Below are 17,081 nucleotides of genomic sequence, written 5' to 3'. Positions count from 1 at the left end.
ATGCATCAATGCAAAATCCCTCAAATTTGAAGGATGTCACAGAAACATCAAATTAGAGATAATTTAAATGAATAGTTGCTCTATTTATGATATTTATCACACTCGTTTACCGCATGTTTTTGTTATAATCCATGTCGAATTCAAGGATAAAATGGGGGGGCCATTCATGATGAAAAGAACAATGACACCACTGCTACTATTACTAGCTTTTGTCATCATTTTAACGGGGTGCGGAGACTCGAAACAATCCTCCAGTGTAAAAGTCGAGCCCGTGTCGAAATCATTCTATGTTTTTGATACCATTGTTCAAGTGAAGGTATACGATGGCGGGACTACGGAACAGAACTTTACAGATATCAAACAAATTCTGGATACCATTGAGATTCAAATGAACCGAAGTAACGATAACAGTGAGATCGCAGATGTCAATAGAAATGCAGGAATCCAACCTGTACAGGTATCCGATGAAACTTTCATGGTAGTCTCCAAAGCACTCGACTATTCAGAACGCTCTAAAGGTGGATTCAACCTGGCTATCGGCCCTCTTGTCTCACTGTGGAATATTGGTCATGAGGGGGCACATGTTCCCAGTGCAGATCAGATCGAAGAAGCGATGAAGGTTATTGATTATGAAGACGTTATTCTCAATTCTGACAAGAAAGAAATTTATCTGAATGAACAAGGGATGTCCATCGATCTAGGAGCTATTGCTAAAGGTTATGCCGCGGATCGAATCGTTGAATACCTTCAGGACAAAGGATTCAAGAGCGCCATCATCGACCTTGGCGGAAATGTATTTGCCATGGGTAAGAAGCCTGGAGATCAGCTCTGGACGATTGGAATTCAAGATCCAAATGAAGCTCGCGGAAATCCTATTGGAAATATTCATGTAGATAACCAGACGATTGTCACATCCGGAATTTATGAACGATTCTTCGTTGAAGACGGAAAGCATTACCATCACCTTCTTGATTCAAAGACCGGATTCCCTATCGATAATAATTTGAGTAGCTTGACCATCCTCACAGATAAATCTATTGATGCTGATGGGTTGTCCACCAGCGTCTATGCCTTAGGCATTGAGGAGGGTTTGAAATTTATTGAGAATTTGGACAATACGGAAGCTCTATTCATCACTAAAGATAAGAAACTTTACGCTTCGCCAGGCTTCCTAGAACTGCTTGAAAAGACCAATGATGAGTACACACTAGTCACTAGCACTGAGAAATAGTTGTGTGTCCAAGATTATACGACCTCCTCTTCATCCCATAAGGACTGCATACCAGTACAGTTGCATTCGCTCCATAATCCTAAAAAACCCCCTGAATGGCTTGATGCTCAAGCATTCAGGGGATTTAACTATCTCTATTCTTTTACTGCTAGCATGCAACTGTACTGTGATATCACGCTATAATTGTTCCTTTTCCCTCATGTAATCTACGAATAACTGAGCATACGTAGGATCCCACTGGGTCCCTCTTCCTTCTTCAAGGATAGAAAGCGCCTGCTTATATCCCATCCCTCTACGATAAGGACGATCTGAGGTCATAGCATCATAGGCATCTGCTACAGCAATAATTCGCCCCACTCTCGGAATTTCCTCCGCCACCAGCCCATCCGGATATCCCTTACCATCGAAACGCTCATGATGAGATCTTACACCTGAAAGATACGGAATTATCGCTTCTTTAGGCTGAATCTGCTCTAATATATTTACTCCCATTGTAGTATGGGTCTTGATATGATCGAATTCATCCTTTGTCAATTGGCCTTCCTTGAGCAGAACACCATCACTAATACCAATCTTTCCGATATCATGTAGTAGCGCTGATCTACGAATAATGCCAACATCCTCATTGGACATCCCCGCAAGATTACCGATCAGCACGGCGTATTCTGTAACACGTATAGAATGCCCAGCTGTATAAGCGTCCCTTGCATCTAACGCTGCGGCAAGTGTAGAAAAATAACTGTCCAGCATATCCCTATTCTTCTTTTCCCGTTCTTCAAGTCCCCTAATCATCATATTAAAACCTGCGACTAACCTAGAGAATTCATCAGAATAACTGTTTGGTATTTCTACTAATCTTCCGCTCCTTACCTCATCCATAGCATCATATAACTGGCCTAAAGGTCGCTGAACGTCTTGTGTAATTAATCGCGCCCCTAAATATGAAAAACCAATACTAATCAGTAATATAAATCCCGCCCACGCCCAATAATCCTTTACAACATCATTGTTCATATTTCCTAACCGAATTTGAGCAGCTATGCTAAATAACAATAGTGGTGATATTCCGATCAGCATCGAACTAAACAAAAACTTAAAACGAATAGAGGAAAATGAATGTCCCTCAGATGTGAAATCGACACCTCGATCTATCCCTTGTCTACTTAGCTCTATAATGATCGGACGAATAGCTACTGTCGTTAGAAAAAACTCAACCATAGCATGCATACTAGCTACTGAAATTGCACCCAAGATAGCCAAAAGGATATAATAATAGGGTACATCCAATAACTTCTCGTGTACCATCCAACTAGTTAATAAAATCGCAGGTACAGCTAATCCCAGTAAGTGTGGACCTAGAATACGGTACACTGAAAGTTTGGGAAGACGGTGAGCTTGAACATAAGCCTCCTCCATAACACTTATGTCCATTGATCTATTTAGTAAACCACTGCGGATCGGGCCAATATGGCGAAAAAAGACCTTAAGTTCCACGATCATCATTACAACTAATGATATCAATAGAATGAGGATCAATCGCTTATCCTCTATTGGGGAAATATCCAACGTAGTAAGCATTACTAAGCTTCCCAGAACCATGACTGCAATAATCGAACCACCCATATAATTAAATAACAACTTCCTTAAAAAAGATCTATACAATCTTTCTCTTCCAGCGCTTATAATCCGTCCCTCATCATATCCATTTATATTCATAATAACTGCGCCTTCCTATTGTCAAAATGTCCGATTGTCACTACTATAGATATCGGCCAGCAGCTCTAAAATAGTGAACATATATTTATATTCAATATCTGGATTATACGAACCAACCTTATCATTATTGTAAACACGTTGATATCTGAACTTATTTATGGTATAATGTTTATCAGATCGTTAATTTAACCCCAAATATTTGTTCCTCGTAAGAATAATAACCTTCACAAATCGATGAAGTTTGAAATTTCTATTTTGACACAACCCAAACCAAGTAGAGTTTTAAGGACATATCTGATTCACACTGGCGCGGTCATTGGAGCCGCAAGGACAAAAGAGAGGTAGGGCTTTTGTTGTATTGGTAGTCAATTATTCTGTAACCCATCTGCACAAGGAACCAACTGTAGCTGAATGATTCACTTAGCTGACAGGGGTTAAATATACAGCACCACATGCTGATACACCAGCAAAAACACCCTGAAGAATTTCCGGGTGTTTTTTTCATGTTCTATATTTATTATAAGATCACACTAACAACTCAGGAGCTGTTTTACGTTTTCTCTTCATACGGATATATACCTTTTGAATAGAAATACCTAAGAGAAGAAATACCAACAATAGCAGCGCGATCGTCCCACCAGGGGGAGTGTTAATGTAATAAGATGCTGTGAGTCCAGTGAATATACCGACAAATCCAATCCCTACCGCTGTGAACAATACTGCAGTAAATCCCGTAGCAATTCGCAAAGCTAATGCAGCTGGAAGAACCATAAGTGCAGAAACTAGCAGAACACCTACAATCGGCATAGCCGCAGCAACCGTCATACCAGTCAATATGGAGAAGGAGAACGACAGAAGATTCACACGTACACCCCCAATTTGGGCAGTCTCCTCGTCAAAAGTCATGCTATAAAGCGGTCTTCGAAGCACAATAAAATATAAAAGACCGATGATGGCTACACCCGCAATGAACCATAGTTGTGTTTCACTCACAGCTACAATAGAGCCAAATAAATAAGAACTGAAGCTCTTACTCATATTATCTTGTAAGCTCATAAGTACAACGGCCAGAGCAAGCCCTGAGGTCATCATAATCGCCACAGGCATCTCGCTATAGGTTCGATAGTTACGCCGCAACTGTTCGATGGCAATAGCCCCAATAACGGCTGTTAGGAATCCCGCTAAGGTCTGATTCATATGAAATAATGCTCCCAGTGCCACTCCTGCCAAGGACACATGTGATAATGTATCTGCCATGAGTACCTGACGTCGAAGCATCAAGTAGACACCCAAGATCGGTGCAATAATGGCAATTAAGCCTCCGGCCCAAAATGCGCGCTGCATGAAGTCGTAGTCAAACACTGCCATCCCTCCCGTTCTTTGCGTTCTAAGTGAATAATTCGATCCAAGTAACTTTCTACCTCTTCCAGACCATGCGTCACCATAATGACCGTACATTGATGTGAGTCCACATAATGCCGTAGTAATTGCATGAATCCTACTTTACTTTCTGTATCCATCCCCGTTGTAGGCTCATCCAATACCAATACATTAGGCTCTTGTGCCAACGCTCTTGCAATACATATCCGTTGCTTCTGTCCGCCAGATAAATCACCAATGAGCTTGTTCCGATAATCCCACATCCCCACTTGCTTGAGACTCCGTTCCACAATCGCCTCCTGCTCTGGACCGAACCTTCTAAACAGACCCATCTTGGTATAACACCCCGAACGGACTAATTCAATAACTTTACTAGGAAAGCCACTATTGAACGAAGCCACCTGCTGAGGTATATATCCAATCGATAACTTATTACCCTGTAAAATATCTAGATTCAAGGTTACAGTGCCACTCCATGGTTTAAGTAACCCTAAGATTAACTTTAACAGCGTGCTCTTAGCCGCTCCATTAGGCCCTGTGATCCCAACAAATTCACCCACTGCAATATCTATTGAAGCATTCTCAATGACCGGTTTATCATCATATCCGAATACAACGTTACGCATTGAAGATAAAATCATTCATATTCCCCCCCGTCCATAGTCCATAACAACCTTTAGCTTATAGAGGTTGTTCAAAAAGTCATCTTTTGATCACAAAGCATATCAAGAGGCCTAATCGACGTCGAAGATTGAATTCAGCCGGTCCTAGTGTATGCTTTCGAAGGTTGTTTCCTCCGGAAACATTTCAGGTGCTCACCATAGGTACTGCAAGCGCATGCTTCCGAAGTCGTTTTTTACGAAAACGTGTAGCTCCGCTCCTCACTCCCTTGCTTCATCCAATCTTCTGAGGCGTTACAAAGAAACGCAACATCGTAAGCATACACTTTAGTGCTGAAAAGTCGACTTTTTGAACTCTCACTTATAACTTCAGTTAACCCTCTTAATCTTTATAATCTATAAAGCCAATAGTCTGATTCTATAGGAAGTTACATGAGTTGTAAATAGTATTTATTACGATTAGGCAAGAATATGGAAATAGAGAAAGGAACTCCTTCGGTGGATTATCACCAGAAAAGTCCCTTTTTAGTAATCGTCACATAATCTATCTTAAAGGAGTGATTATGGAGCTATGCCAAACTATCGAATTATTGTGGACCTTTCCGATCGTCGTCTATATCTGCTTGACTCAGATATCGTTGTTAGAGCATTTCCCGTTGGGATCGGCACTATGCTAACACAGACACCTACGGGTGATTATACAATCATCAACAAACAGGTCAATCCCGGTGGTCCCTATGGGGCAATGTGGATGGGCTTATCTAGACCCCACTATGGTATCCACGGCACGAATGACCCTGCTTCCATCGGTACAGAAGTCTCTCATGGCTGCATACGAATGTTCAACAATGATGTCCTTCAACTTGCTTCGTTAGTCCCCATAGGCACACGAGTCACGATCCGTCCTTAATACGACTTTCACCCTGCACTGGCAATTTTACCAGATCCCCTTGAACTAGCGCCCTCTTTTATATACTGTATCAATTCCTCTGGAATATTATACATTCCGCCTGCATTCACACGATATCCATTCAGCTGTCCGGGTCCATTAATCCCCCTTTTTACTGTGAATGACACTTGAATTCCAAGTTCCTTGCACACACTCAGGAGGGAATCCGTATATCCACCATATGGAAAAGCCAGCACATCATTCACATTCCCCAACTTTTCGCGTAAAATGTTCCCAGCCTCAGCCAAATCATAGTGAACTCGTTGTCTAAAGTCTTCCTCACTTTCGATAAGTTTATGCTTCTTATCATTTAATGGGCCCATTAGAGCAGGTCGTAATTTTGTCTTACCTTTTATAGCAATGGGAACATACCGATGTAAATCAAAAGTATGATTATAAAAATCAATACCTGAAGTATGCATCTGCTGAATCTGGTCCCAGCTTAACTTCGGTACCCCTCTATGTTTAGGATTATCTATCGTAGACACAATTAAGAAATTAGTTGCAGGGATACTATACTTATTCAATATTGGATATACATGCTGGTAAAACGTCTCATAGCCATCATCAAAAGTCATCAGCACCGCATTATCAGGGACAGGTTCGTGATGAACTACGAAATTCACATATTGGTCCATCGTGATCCAATTAAATCCGTTATTTTTCATTAATTGCAATTGATGCTCAAATACGTTTACGTCTATACTCTTCTCATCTGTTGGTTTAGGAGAAACATCATGATACATCAACACCACGACGTTGTCCTTATAATATGTAGCATCTGGCGTTAGTTTTGTCGAGAATGGACCTTGAGTTAATAATTTTACTGACCTAGATTGATTATGGCCATGCTCTCGTACGAGGGGATGATATGTATAAGCACCTTGACTCCATAAGAAGTAAGTTGCAAATAAAAAGATGCATACTAAAGTTATTACAGCCTTTCTCTTCACCATTAGGGCCTCCTTACACTCTATATAGATGAGTATCCTATATTAAGACGATCAGAGGCAAGATTTTGTTTCGCATAAACAGAAATATAAATAGACCTATTCACGAAGTGAATAGGTCTATTTATAACGGGTTCTCTTTAAGCAAAGCATAAGTTCTTCCTTATCTAACTGCCCCACTTACGATTTTGAGCACAGATACACGATTAAGCTTAGATTTTCCAGATTCAATAGCGTCAAGCGTTCCATTCGCAAGAGCAAGCGGAATTTTACAGAAATTATAGATGGGATCAAGTTTTATACGGCTAGTATAACTCTCCGCATCCTTCAAGTTCTGACGAGCATAGGACATCATCTCATCAAAACTCCAGCCTGGCGGATGAAAGTTAACTCCACGCTCTAAGTCCTCTACACGATTGCTAATAATATTAACAAGCTGAAGACCCCGTCCAAAAGCAACACTCTTATCTTTACTCACTTCATGTTCTCCATAAAGATTCCATAGATCAGAGAGCATGATCCCCACTAGACCTGCTACATAATAGGTGTAATCATCCAGATCCTCTTTGTCTTTAATATCCCAGTTCTTCATGACCCAATCGGCCATACCTTGTGCCATGGTGGAGGTGTATTGACAGATCAATGACTTGGTCTGTGGAGGTGCGAGCTTTATCCAGTCGGCTAAGCGAATACTAACGGCAGGTAAGTCTTTCTTATAAGGTTCAAATAATGACCTGAACTCCTCATCTGTGTAGTCCGTTATTAGTAATGAGGAAACCGATTGTAACAGATAAATTTTAGCTTCTCTATCCATTGTCGGATGATCTTCAATTTCATCTATGGCTCTCATGCCTAAATAACCCGATATAACGGCTTCCTGCAATCCTGGCCCTAGATGGCTAATTGGAATAATAAAAGTTCGGCTTGTCTCTGCCAGTGCCTTCTTTGCATCTTTTAATAGTGCTGTATTCCGTTGCACAACTCCACTTCCCCTCTCAACTCATAGCTGTCTTATCTTAACCTCTGATTTAGTATACGATTCTCTAATCATACAATACATTTACCCTAGATGCACCCGAACTAATAACATCTTTTCGTCTTTTTTTTAAACATTATACACATAGAGCCCACTACACTGGTTGAATATACCTATGGAGTAGGCTCTACCTATTGAATTACGGCTCAGTAATCAGCATAATTGTGGAAACTTGTTCGTCAGCGAGTTTAACTGTTGTCTTGCCATCTTCACTTACATAATACATTCGGTCATTGTCTTCTGCATTAACATAAAAGATACCCGGAATATCATCTTCATATGAGAATTTATCCCATTCCGCACCAATAATCTTCTTAAATGAAAGATTCTCATTCAGCATATACACACCGTCTTCGGCAAAAAGCACTGTAGCTTTGACTTTATCCTTAGATATAAGGTTACGTACGTAATATACATCGCTTAATTTAAGTTTCTTAGTCGTCGTTACTTTAGAGTTAACTATCGTAGTTACATAAGCCTTTCCATAACCATCTATAAACACATATTTATTCGTGCCTATACTCGCGATTTCATCAATACTCGTTTTGTGTAGTCGAATGCTCGTTCCGTCTTTTTTGAAGAGATAACCTTTCCCTGTCGTATAATCATAATCCTCATCATTCTCATAATCGAGTTCGATACCCTTATTGTATAAATAATACTCATTAATCCACTCACCTGCGTTAACTGCATTCGAATCTAGGGGGGACTTAAGGTTAACCGCTTCAACTGAACCTCCATTGATAGGTAACGTATATAACACCATGCAATCAATAGAATAATTCAATTCTTTAGGCTCCGTGTTAACCATAATGGACACCGTAGTGAGATTGGACGATACTTGATAAGAATCCTCGAACACTCCTGAGGCAATCCACTGCACTTGTCCACTTCCATCCGCGCTTTTGGATGCTACCCAAGAAGTGTCTCCCGCTTTTATAGCGTTGTAGTAAAGACGTCCGTTCTTTACAGTAAACATAGGATAGTCCGTATCTGCCATATTGGCAATGAGAGTCGCCTCGGAAGCCTTCTGATTGCTAGAAGAAGCACGATAAATCCCGCCTTGGTCATCCATAAAATAAAGTAAATTATCAAACGTTTCGTAATACACAATTTTTTTATCCCCACTATAATTTACCGGTTGTGCTTGAAGATCGGATACTGAAAGTCTTAGTAGTGTCGTCGATTTCCAATCATATGTGTAGTAAATGTAATCATGGGTGGATTCGAACCCAACCCCACTAAACTCGCTGTGTAATTTTTGTGAAGGACTACCATCTGTACCTACACGAAATAAGTCGTCATTCGAAATATAATATACAAAACCCTCATTGGCCGACTTCGCTTGGACATTCCCCGATATCAATCCAGTAACCATAAGTGACAACACCAAAACTGTAAATACTGTTCTTCTCAAAAATAAGTGCATGTGTTTCATTAATAGTCTCCTTCCAAGTATAAAATATTAATCATCATAATCACTCCGTAATAAACTTCGTATAACCTATGTATCTAAATCTAGTCAAACTATTCCATTCATCCTATAGTAAACCTCCTATATATTAATCTCACCCTATATTATATCGGTAAACTTGAAAAAATTGATAATATATCCATTTACAATTCCTAAAAAAACCGTTAATGGCATTAACGGCACCTAACCAATAAATATCTAATTTCTACTTTCCAAATTTATTCGCATACCTAGCAAGAATCGTTCCCAGTGTACCTATATCTACCGTATCTGTGCTTTTCCAATCCTCACTAATTTCTAATTGATCCACTAGCCATTGTCTTCCTGTTTCTTTCCACTGTGGAAGTTTGGGTCCTACTTCTACTGGGGGTACTGGAGGAATCTCCTTATTGTCATCATATGCTGCTCTTAGCTTCGCTTCTGAGCCTTTATATTCATTCATATCTACGTTACCTGAGATCCCCTTCACTGTACCTGAACTTGAATACTGAAGAAACTCCCATTCCTTCCAACCTCCACGATCGATCGGACTCCTATCTTCGTTATAGTACGCATACCACAGCTTAATATCTCCTAATGAAGCATCCAACGAAGTATCCATAAAGTTAGGAAAAGTATAGATCATCGGAAATATCCCCGTACGTTGTTTAAAATAGTCAACCCATGCTCTCACCGTCTTCACTGTATTGGTTCGACTTCCAGCTTCATTCGTTTCAATATCGAGGACCAGTGGTAATTTCATACTATCAGCGAGAGGCGCAGTCACGGTTAAAAAGTGATCCACCTCTGCTTTCACCTCTGTTGGACTTGCGGCACGCGAGAAGTGATATGCGCCTACTAACAAGCCTGCCATCGTGGCACCTTGCACATTCGCAATGAATTTCTTATCTTTAACCGATTTGCCCTCACTGGCTTTAATGAAGGCAAATACATGTCCCTCCGCACGAACCTGCTCCCAATTGATAACTCCCTGCCAATGAGATACATCAATTCCTCGTGCGTTTGAATTACTTCTCACCTGCATAATATCACCCTTTTACACAGCGTATGAATACATGCGATTTCATGTCTGTACTTAATTAATATTAATTTCCGACCCTTATCTGTACACTACTATTACTTTATCATCATTAAGTTAAATATATATTCATTTCCGTTATCTATATTTTCTATAATTGTGAACTTCAATAAAAAATGATCTGGTAATTCCGAGTTGAAATCCTCACTATTTATGGTCATATAAAAGTCATCTTTAGAAATATTTATTATAGAACCTATCATAGTCCCAACAATCTCCTTATCATTTGCACTAAATTTATAACTAAGTTTCCTTTGTTGAGGCGTTCTTCCTTTTAAGTTAAAACCAATTTGAATTTTTTTATCAATGACTCTTGCCTCATTTAGCATGATTGTAACATCGCCCTTGCTTTGCACTTGTTGTTGTATATTTGACGGGGGAATGGGTGATGGAACAGCATTCTGACTATTATCAAACCATATTAATGAAAAAATTATTATAATAACGATAAGAATATATAGTATTACTCTTTTACTCCATTTCAACAAAAACACCTCTAATATTCTAGTGAAGTTTGATTAATATCGTGCCATAACTAAAAACTGAATAAGAAAAAAATAACCACGAATATAAATCTATGTGTTACCATCACTGAATTTAATTTACGGATTAATCATTGGATTAGATAAAGAACACTACTCCTGTTATGCTTATCTCCATAGGTAAGGCCGCCAATAGCGGTTATAACTCTGTACGACTACCTATCGAGACCATTGCACGCTGGAAATAATGAAGAAAGAAAACGATTCACTATAATGGAGGACAATCAGATGATCATTATTCATGCTACATTTAACGTTATTGCTGACAAACACCAAGCGTTTATTGAGGAAATTCAACCTTTACTCGAAGCGTCGAGAGCAGAGGCTTGCAATATCTCTTACGACTTATCTAAAAGTACTGATAAGGACAATATTTTCACTATGGTTGAAGTTTGGAAGGATTCCGATGCAGTTGCCAGCCACAATGGTAGTACACACTTCACTTCATTCGTGAGTAAGGCGGGCAACTTCCTAGCTGCCCCACTAGACATTAAGTCATACAATGGACAAGCGATCAATTAAATCCCAAATCCATATAAACAATTAACCCCCTAAACAGTATTAGTTTAGGGGGTTAATTGTTTATATAAGAAAAATTAATGAACTCGTTGTGCAGTGTAACCATTCTTTTTCAACATTTTAATGATACTATCTTGTCCTACGAAATGACCTGCACCCGCGATGACAAAATAGGTACTACCCGTTCCATCATTTAGATAGGCGCGTATTTTTTCTTCCATCCCTATATTGCGATCTTTAAAGATGTATTGGTTATATAAGAACGCATCCTCAGATACATACGCAGACTCATCCAACAGATTAGAGAGTCCTTCAGCATCGCCGTTCTTCCAAAGTGCGGCCAACACATCAATGCCGTTTTCGGCATTCTCTGTCTCAGGCGTCATAAGTGTATCCTTAAGCATCTCCTCCTGAAATTCGGCAGAAACATCTGCTAACATATTCAATTGGAAATCCATGCCCTCTAGTTCAAGAATAGGCTTCTTAGCCGCCTTATTTAAGAAATAAGTATCAATACCTGGAGCGTCGCTGTAACCTTCCATAACAGAGAGCGATGACAGAACATTCAGCACTAACCAAGGCTTATATCCGTCGAGAGCATTTTCAGGTAATCCGTTAGCTTTCAAGAGCTCTGTCAGTTTAATATATAGTTCAGGAGCAATATGATCTTGAATTGTCTCTCCTTCTGGATAACTTCCCAGTGCCAATGTTTGAGCAGCAAACTTTTCTTGGTCCATATGTACAATATCTGCTTCAACAACTAATTTATCCGAGACCGAGAACGCCTTCTCCACTGTAGGATTAAGCGGGTACATATCTGTACTAGCTACATGAATCGAACCTAGTAAGTATACTGTATTTTTCCCCTTTTCCAGCTTCCATAAGAAACCTTTTGAATCGGATTTTTGAACCGTCTTGGTTGTTGCACTTGAGTCGACCGTTTGTGATTCTGCAGCGAATACCGGTACTGCCAGCATAATGGAAATTATCGCTATTAATAGACCAGACCATAACTTTTTAAACATGTCTTTCCCCTCTCTTAACTGTTATATTATGCCATATATAAGTCTAACGGTATCCCAACTATTTTACAAGGGATCACAACAAAACATAAGTTTCCGTTCACCCTATGTCTTGCTGTGATGGCAAACTATTCTCAATCCCAAATATGTGGTGCGTGTCTCATTTACGGTTAGCTTTCAGTCAAAATAATGAAGACTCATCGCTTCACGTACTTCATTCATCGTGGATTGCGCAACGGTGCGAGCACGCTCGGTTCCTGATATCAGGATATCCTCTACCAGGCTAGATCTAGCTTTATAATAAGCTCTACGTTCCTGCATCGGTTCTAGAAGCTCCTCTATAGATCGAGTAATGAGTTCCTTACAATCCCCACACCCGATAGTTCCCTTCTTGCAGTTTTCACGAATCTCAGATGATCCCTCTGGACGGAAAGCACAATGATATGCATAAATCGGACAAATATCCGGATGCCCTGGATCATGCTTGTGAATACGCGCAGGGTCAGTAACAGCCTTCCGTATTTGATGAGAGATCTCTTCAGCAGAAGAATCAAGGTCGATAGCATTTCCAAGGCTTTTACTCATTTTTGCTTTCCCATCTGTACCTACTAGCCGAGGCATATCACTGATTAGGGCCTTAGGCTCCACAAGTATCGGTTTATACAATTCATTAAATCGACGGACAATTTTACGCGTTAACTCTAAATGAGGAAGCTGATCTTCGCCTACGGGAATAATCGTTGCTTTACAAATGGTAATATCCGCAGCCTGGCTCACAGGATAGCCAAGGAAACCATAGTACATATCATCTAGTCCACTATTACGTGACTCTGATTTAATGGTTGGATTATGCCGAAGCACATTTACTGTAACAAACATCGAGAATAATACAGTCAATTCAGCAATTTCAGGAATCATAGATTGTATAAAGATCGTTGTAGACTCCGGCTTAATTCCAGCTGCCAAGTAATCCAGAGTAATCTCCCTTAAATGACTTCGAATTAATTCTGGTTTTAGAAAGTGAGTCGTCAATGCCTGAACATCTGCCAGCAACACGAATGTCTCATACTGATCCTGAAGCATAACCCGATTCTTTAGACTTCCAACGTAATGACCAAGGTGGAGCTTGCCGGTCACACGATCGCCTGTTAATACTCTTTCTTTTAACATAAATAAGCCTCCTCATTTTTGAAAAAATATTACAAGAACCATCAACAAGTAATTCAATATATAGTCGCCAGCACCAGCCATCCTCCATGGCCATCACCCCCTTCTAATACTCCATACACTGGAGCCTGTGCTTCGAGGTTTACCTCAAGTCCTTTGTGGTTACCTCAAACCTATTTTCATAAGACTTCTGGAAGCACAAAAAAGCCCCATCCAATAAGGACGAAGCTGTCGTGGTACCACCTTAATTAACCGATCCCCTGCGATATAGCAGCGTATCAATCATCTCAAACATTACGGAGCTCCGTGTGCGAACTCTTATAATGCTCCTGAGGATAACGGGAGGAACCCCGGCTTTCCCTACTACATCATTATGATGATTCAGCAAAGCAGCTCTGAAGGCCATTCAACGATACGTTAGACACCGATTCGCAGCAACCACCGGCTCTCTGAAGTCTTGATCGTATATCTACTTACCCTTCATCATAACTGTTAAAATATTCTATTCATTCTACCTCAATCAAAGTTTACAGTCAATGGATGCTTACTCACTTCGGAAATCTGACAACCCAGTACATTAGAGATAACTAGAGTAACTAGAGATAACTACTAACCATGTAGAATGAAAAGAACAACCTTAATCTATATATTTAGGTATACTGAACAGAGCATAGATTCATTGCTAGAATACATAACGATAACTAAGACGTTGTTATGATGATTATGACGATTGTAGTAACAACAGGTTCTTTATAAATTATCGAAAGGCTGCTGATGTAAATGAAAGTTACTATCCGTAAAATGATAATGGAAGATATACCACAAGTCCAGCAAGTTGCAACGATAAGTTGGAATCACACCTATGACGGTATCATTCCTATTGAAATCCAGAATAAATTCTTGAAATCTGCTTATAATGACGAGATGTTGAAAAGACGGTTAGAACATTCTTTTCTATATGTCTCTGAAGTGGGTGGGAAGATCGTAGGATTTGTTAATTTCTCTCACATGAATGATGACGCAGAAATAGAGTTGGGAGCGATATATCTACATCCAGATTACCAAGGGGTGGGGGTAGGGACTTCCTTACTGCAAGAGGGAATTAAGAATGCAGAAGGAGCAAAAAAGGTCTATATTAACGTTGAAAGAGATAACAAAATAGGTGTGAATTTCTATCAAGCAAAAGGATTTGAGATGGTTTCCCAGTTCGATGATGACTTTGATGGCCATATACTGAAAACAATTAGAATGGTGTTAACATTGTAAAGCTCTTAACTATAGCTATTGGCCTGGGAATGGTTAACTGGTTAACTCCTTGACTGAGTGAGGCCCTCAGCTCTTTCCCTTTGCCAATAAAAAGGAAACAGTTAGGACCTCTAAATGAAGACCTTACCTGTTTCCTATATCTAATCCATTTCTATGATTCCATCAAAGCTATTATGATACAAGTCTTAGAGCCTGCAAGAAGGCTAGAACTACATTTCCTCATTATACAAGTTATCACTTCACTTAGATTTATTAACGGTTATGGGTTAGAAATTTCCACTATCGTAAACCCATCAACAGAAGTCAGTTTACCCCTCCACCAGCCGAGATCTATATTCCCTGTAATCATTCGAGCATCTTTTAAGTGTATATAAGATGGCAGTTGAATTTCTCCGTCTTCATCATAATCTCCATCTTGATCACCATATCTTTCTTCACCAAACTCGGTAAAGAATTTACCATAACGTCTCTCTATATTTCCCGAATAATTGATCATTCTTGCTAACCCATCACAATAGCTCTTACCCGATATAAGCTTGCCACTAATTAAAGCTCCTCCAACAGTCAAGATGACTCCTAAACCTAAATCTAAGGTATCATTATTAGACTTAAAAACTAACGTTGCTAATAAGTCATCCCGTAAATCATCGATATTCAAGTCCTGTATTCCTTCTATTAGTATATCTTCCATAAAACAAACCACCTGCCAATAGGATTTAGTAAGTTAACTCTAGCACGTTCAAGTATCCTTTTCCATAATCCATCGGTTTCATTGCTAATCTTTCTGTATAAAATACAACAAAAAACCCTTGCATTACGGCAAGGGCTTAAAGTAGTTCTCCATATGAAGCGGGTGATGGGAATCGAACCCACGCTATCAGCTTGGAAGGCTGAAGTTCTACCATTGAACTACACCCGCGTAAAAAAAAATTAGTATCGGGACGACACGATTTGAACATGCGACCCCCTGGACCCAAACCAGGTGCTCTACCAAGCTGAGCTACGTCCCGATATTATATATGAAATGGTGCGCCCTAAGAGATTCGAACTCCTGGCCTTTTGATTCGTAGTCAAACGCTCTATCCAGCTGAGCTAAGGGCGCACATTACATTGTAAAAATGGAGCGGACGACGGGAATCGAACCCGCGACCCTCGCCTTGGCAAGGCGATGCTCTACCGCTGAGCCACGTCCGCAAACATATGGTGCGCGTGGAGGGACTTGAACCCCCACGTCGTGAAACGCTAGATCCTAAGTCTAGTGCGTCTGCCAATTCCGCCACACGCGCACACTTAATAAATAAATGGTGGGTTATGAAGGGTTCGAACCTTCGACACCCTGATTAAGAGTCAGGTGCTCTACCAGCTGAGCTAATAACCCGTATTAAAATCAATCAAAAATGGCGGGACCGACGGGACTCGAACCCGCGATCTCCTGCGTGACAGGCAGGCATGTTAACCAACTACACCACGGTTCCGCACTATTGAAATAAAAATGGTGCCGGCGAGAGGACTTGAACCCCCAACCTACTGATTACAAGTCAGTTGCTCTACCAGTTGAGCTACACCGGCGTATGATGGTGGAGGCTGAGGGGATCGAACCCCCGACCCTCTGCTTGTAAGGCAGATGCTCTCCCAGCTGAGCTAAGCCTCCATACATATGTGATACATAATAATAAATGGTGACCCGTATGGGATTCGAACCCATGTTACCTCCGTGAAAGGGAGGTGTCTTAACCCCTTGACCAACGGGCCTAAATAATAATGGCGGAGAGAGAGGGATTCGAACCCTCGAGACGCTTTTGGCGCCTACACGATTTCCAATCGTGCTCCTTCGGCCAGCTCGGACACCTCTCCATAAATGGCTCCCCGAACAGGGCTCGAACCTGTGACAACTCGATTAACAGTCGAGTGCTCTACCAACTGAGCTATCAGGGAATAGAATTGAACTGCTGACCTACTTACTTACTAAGACAATATTCACGCTTATGTAAGTGGAAGAAATCAGGCAAAAAAAATACCACAATATTGTGTGGTAACTGCTTGGCGACGTCCTACTCTCCCAGGACCCTGCGGTCCAAGTACCATCGGCGCTGGAGGGCTTAACGGTCGTGTTCGGGATGGGTACGTGTGG

At 40.5% G+C, this 17,081-nt stretch carries 15 protein-coding genes, 12 tRNA genes, 1 rRNA gene, 1 pseudogene and 1 other annotated feature; of the genes and pseudogenes, 5 read left to right on the top strand and 24 right to left on the bottom strand.

What is annotated here, in order from left to right; all coding sequences use genetic code 11:
• The first annotated feature begins 166 nt into the window (after positions 1-166).
• Entirely contained in the window at positions 167-1,231 is a 1,065-nt protein-coding gene (locus J2T13_RS23405) for an FAD:protein FMN transferase (RefSeq protein WP_429374826.1), read from the top strand.
• Between the two features lie 177 nt (positions 1,232-1,408).
• Here the strand turns inward: J2T13_RS23405 and J2T13_RS23400 are convergent, their stop codons facing one another.
• The 3 genes from J2T13_RS23400 to J2T13_RS23390 form a co-directional block, all read right to left on the bottom strand.
• Positions 1,409-2,947, bottom strand: coding sequence for an HD domain-containing phosphohydrolase (locus J2T13_RS23400; protein WP_429374824.1), 1,539 nt, complete (start codon positions 2,945-2,947; stop codon positions 1,409-1,411).
• 525 nt (positions 2,948-3,472) lie between these two features.
• The gene (locus J2T13_RS23395) at positions 3,473-4,315 is read right to left on the bottom strand and encodes a metal ABC transporter permease (RefSeq protein ID WP_429374822.1); all 843 of its coding nucleotides are present in this window, start codon (positions 4,313-4,315) and stop codon (positions 3,473-3,475) included.
• The gene (locus J2T13_RS23390) at positions 4,261-4,968 is read right to left on the bottom strand and encodes a metal ABC transporter ATP-binding protein (protein ID WP_429374821.1); all 708 of its coding nucleotides are present in this window, start codon (positions 4,966-4,968) and stop codon (positions 4,261-4,263) included. The genes J2T13_RS23395 and J2T13_RS23390 overlap by 55 nt, the downstream gene beginning before the upstream one ends.
• A gap of 550 nt (positions 4,969-5,518) precedes the next feature.
• Here J2T13_RS23390 and J2T13_RS23385 point away from each other — a divergent pair.
• Entirely contained in the window at positions 5,519-5,857 is a 339-nt protein-coding gene (locus tag J2T13_RS23385) for a L,D-transpeptidase (RefSeq protein WP_429374820.1), read from the top strand.
• Positions 5,858-5,865: 8 nt separating this feature from the next.
• On the opposite strand, the gene J2T13_RS23380 is transcribed toward J2T13_RS23385, so the two are convergent.
• The 5 genes from J2T13_RS23380 to J2T13_RS23360 form a co-directional block, all read right to left on the bottom strand.
• Positions 5,866-6,852 carry a polysaccharide deacetylase family protein gene (locus J2T13_RS23380; RefSeq protein ID WP_429374819.1) on the bottom strand — a complete coding sequence of 329 codons (987 nt, stop codon included), beginning with the start codon at positions 6,850-6,852 and terminating at the stop codon, positions 5,866-5,868.
• Between the two features lie 157 nt (positions 6,853-7,009).
• Positions 7,010-7,825: a squalene/phytoene synthase family protein gene (locus J2T13_RS23375; RefSeq protein ID WP_429374818.1), complete on the bottom strand. Its 816-nt coding sequence runs from the start codon at positions 7,823-7,825 to the stop codon at positions 7,010-7,012.
• Positions 7,826-8,021: 196 nt separating this feature from the next.
• Positions 8,022-9,320, bottom strand: coding sequence for a DUF5050 domain-containing protein (locus J2T13_RS23370; RefSeq protein ID WP_429374817.1), 1,299 nt, complete (start codon positions 9,318-9,320; stop codon positions 8,022-8,024).
• A 241-nt stretch (positions 9,321-9,561) separates the two neighbouring features.
• Positions 9,562-10,374, bottom strand: a complete 813-nt coding sequence (locus tag J2T13_RS23365; RefSeq protein ID WP_429374816.1) for a glycoside hydrolase family 25 protein — start codon at positions 10,372-10,374, stop codon at positions 9,562-9,564.
• A gap of 98 nt (positions 10,375-10,472) precedes the next feature.
• Positions 10,473-10,919: a hypothetical protein gene (locus J2T13_RS23360; RefSeq protein ID WP_429374815.1), complete on the bottom strand. Its 447-nt coding sequence runs from the start codon at positions 10,917-10,919 to the stop codon at positions 10,473-10,475.
• A 133-nt stretch (positions 10,920-11,052) separates the two neighbouring features.
• Here J2T13_RS23360 and J2T13_RS23355 point away from each other — a divergent pair.
• Both J2T13_RS23355 and J2T13_RS23350 read left to right on the top strand, forming a co-directional pair.
• Positions 11,053-11,164, top strand: a pseudogene (locus tag J2T13_RS23355) (nitroreductase family protein); the annotation flags it as partial.
• A 40-nt stretch (positions 11,165-11,204) separates the two neighbouring features.
• Complete coding sequence (locus J2T13_RS23350) at positions 11,205-11,498, top strand: putative quinol monooxygenase (RefSeq protein WP_429374814.1); 294 nt, start codon at positions 11,205-11,207, stop codon at positions 11,496-11,498.
• A gap of 74 nt (positions 11,499-11,572) precedes the next feature.
• On the opposite strand, the gene J2T13_RS23345 is transcribed toward J2T13_RS23350, so the two are convergent.
• Both J2T13_RS23345 and trpS read right to left on the bottom strand, forming a co-directional pair.
• Positions 11,573-12,520 carry a TraB/GumN family protein gene (locus J2T13_RS23345; RefSeq protein WP_429374813.1) on the bottom strand — a complete coding sequence of 316 codons (948 nt, stop codon included), beginning with the start codon at positions 12,518-12,520 and terminating at the stop codon, positions 11,573-11,575.
• A gap of 174 nt (positions 12,521-12,694) precedes the next feature.
• The gene (gene trpS / locus J2T13_RS23340; RefSeq protein ID WP_429374812.1) at positions 12,695-13,687 is read right to left on the bottom strand and encodes a tryptophan--tRNA ligase; all 993 of its coding nucleotides are present in this window, start codon (positions 13,685-13,687) and stop codon (positions 12,695-12,697) included.
• A gap of 212 nt (positions 13,688-13,899) precedes the next feature.
• Positions 13,900-14,180: a binding site (T-box leader), on the bottom strand.
• Between the two features lie 284 nt (positions 14,181-14,464).
• Here trpS and J2T13_RS23335 point away from each other — a divergent pair.
• Positions 14,465-14,950, top strand: a complete 486-nt coding sequence (locus J2T13_RS23335; RefSeq protein ID WP_429374811.1) for an N-acetyltransferase family protein — start codon at positions 14,465-14,467, stop codon at positions 14,948-14,950.
• A 259-nt stretch (positions 14,951-15,209) separates the two neighbouring features.
• On the opposite strand, the gene J2T13_RS23330 is transcribed toward J2T13_RS23335, so the two are convergent.
• From J2T13_RS23330 to rrf, 14 genes are all read right to left on the bottom strand, one after another.
• Positions 15,210-15,641: a hypothetical protein gene (locus J2T13_RS23330; RefSeq protein ID WP_429374810.1), complete on the bottom strand. Its 432-nt coding sequence runs from the start codon at positions 15,639-15,641 to the stop codon at positions 15,210-15,212.
• A gap of 157 nt (positions 15,642-15,798) precedes the next feature.
• Positions 15,799-15,869 (bottom strand) — tRNA-Gly (locus J2T13_RS23325).
• Positions 15,870-15,886: 17 nt separating this feature from the next.
• Positions 15,887-15,960 (bottom strand) — tRNA-Pro (locus tag J2T13_RS23320).
• 15 nt (positions 15,961-15,975) lie between these two features.
• Positions 15,976-16,052: transfer RNA gene (locus J2T13_RS23315), tRNA-Arg, on the bottom strand.
• Positions 16,053-16,069: 17 nt separating this feature from the next.
• Positions 16,070-16,144: transfer RNA gene (locus J2T13_RS23310), tRNA-Gly, on the bottom strand.
• 7 nt (positions 16,145-16,151) lie between these two features.
• Positions 16,152-16,236, bottom strand: a tRNA-Leu gene (locus J2T13_RS23305).
• Positions 16,237-16,252: 16 nt separating this feature from the next.
• A tRNA-Lys gene (locus J2T13_RS23300) sits at positions 16,253-16,328 on the bottom strand.
• Between the two features lie 20 nt (positions 16,329-16,348).
• A tRNA-Asp gene (locus J2T13_RS23295) sits at positions 16,349-16,425 on the bottom strand.
• A gap of 18 nt (positions 16,426-16,443) precedes the next feature.
• Positions 16,444-16,519 (bottom strand) — tRNA-Thr (locus tag J2T13_RS23290).
• Positions 16,520-16,525: 6 nt separating this feature from the next.
• Positions 16,526-16,601: transfer RNA gene (locus tag J2T13_RS23285), tRNA-Val, on the bottom strand.
• Positions 16,602-16,627: 26 nt separating this feature from the next.
• A tRNA-Glu gene (locus J2T13_RS23280) sits at positions 16,628-16,702 on the bottom strand.
• A gap of 10 nt (positions 16,703-16,712) precedes the next feature.
• Positions 16,713-16,804, bottom strand: a tRNA-Ser gene (locus J2T13_RS23275).
• Between the two features lie 5 nt (positions 16,805-16,809).
• Positions 16,810-16,885 (bottom strand) — tRNA-Asn (locus tag J2T13_RS23270).
• A gap of 103 nt (positions 16,886-16,988) precedes the next feature.
• Positions 16,989-17,081, bottom strand: a 5S ribosomal RNA gene (gene rrf / locus J2T13_RS23265); the annotation flags it as partial.

Source organism: Paenibacillus sp. DS2015, from assembly GCF_050433705.1.
In the GTDB taxonomy this organism is placed as follows: Bacteria; Bacillota; Bacilli; order Paenibacillales; family Paenibacillaceae; genus Paenibacillus_AQ.
The sequence above is the reverse complement of the archived record's forward strand: the minus strand, read 5'-3'. Positions and strand labels throughout refer to the sequence as shown.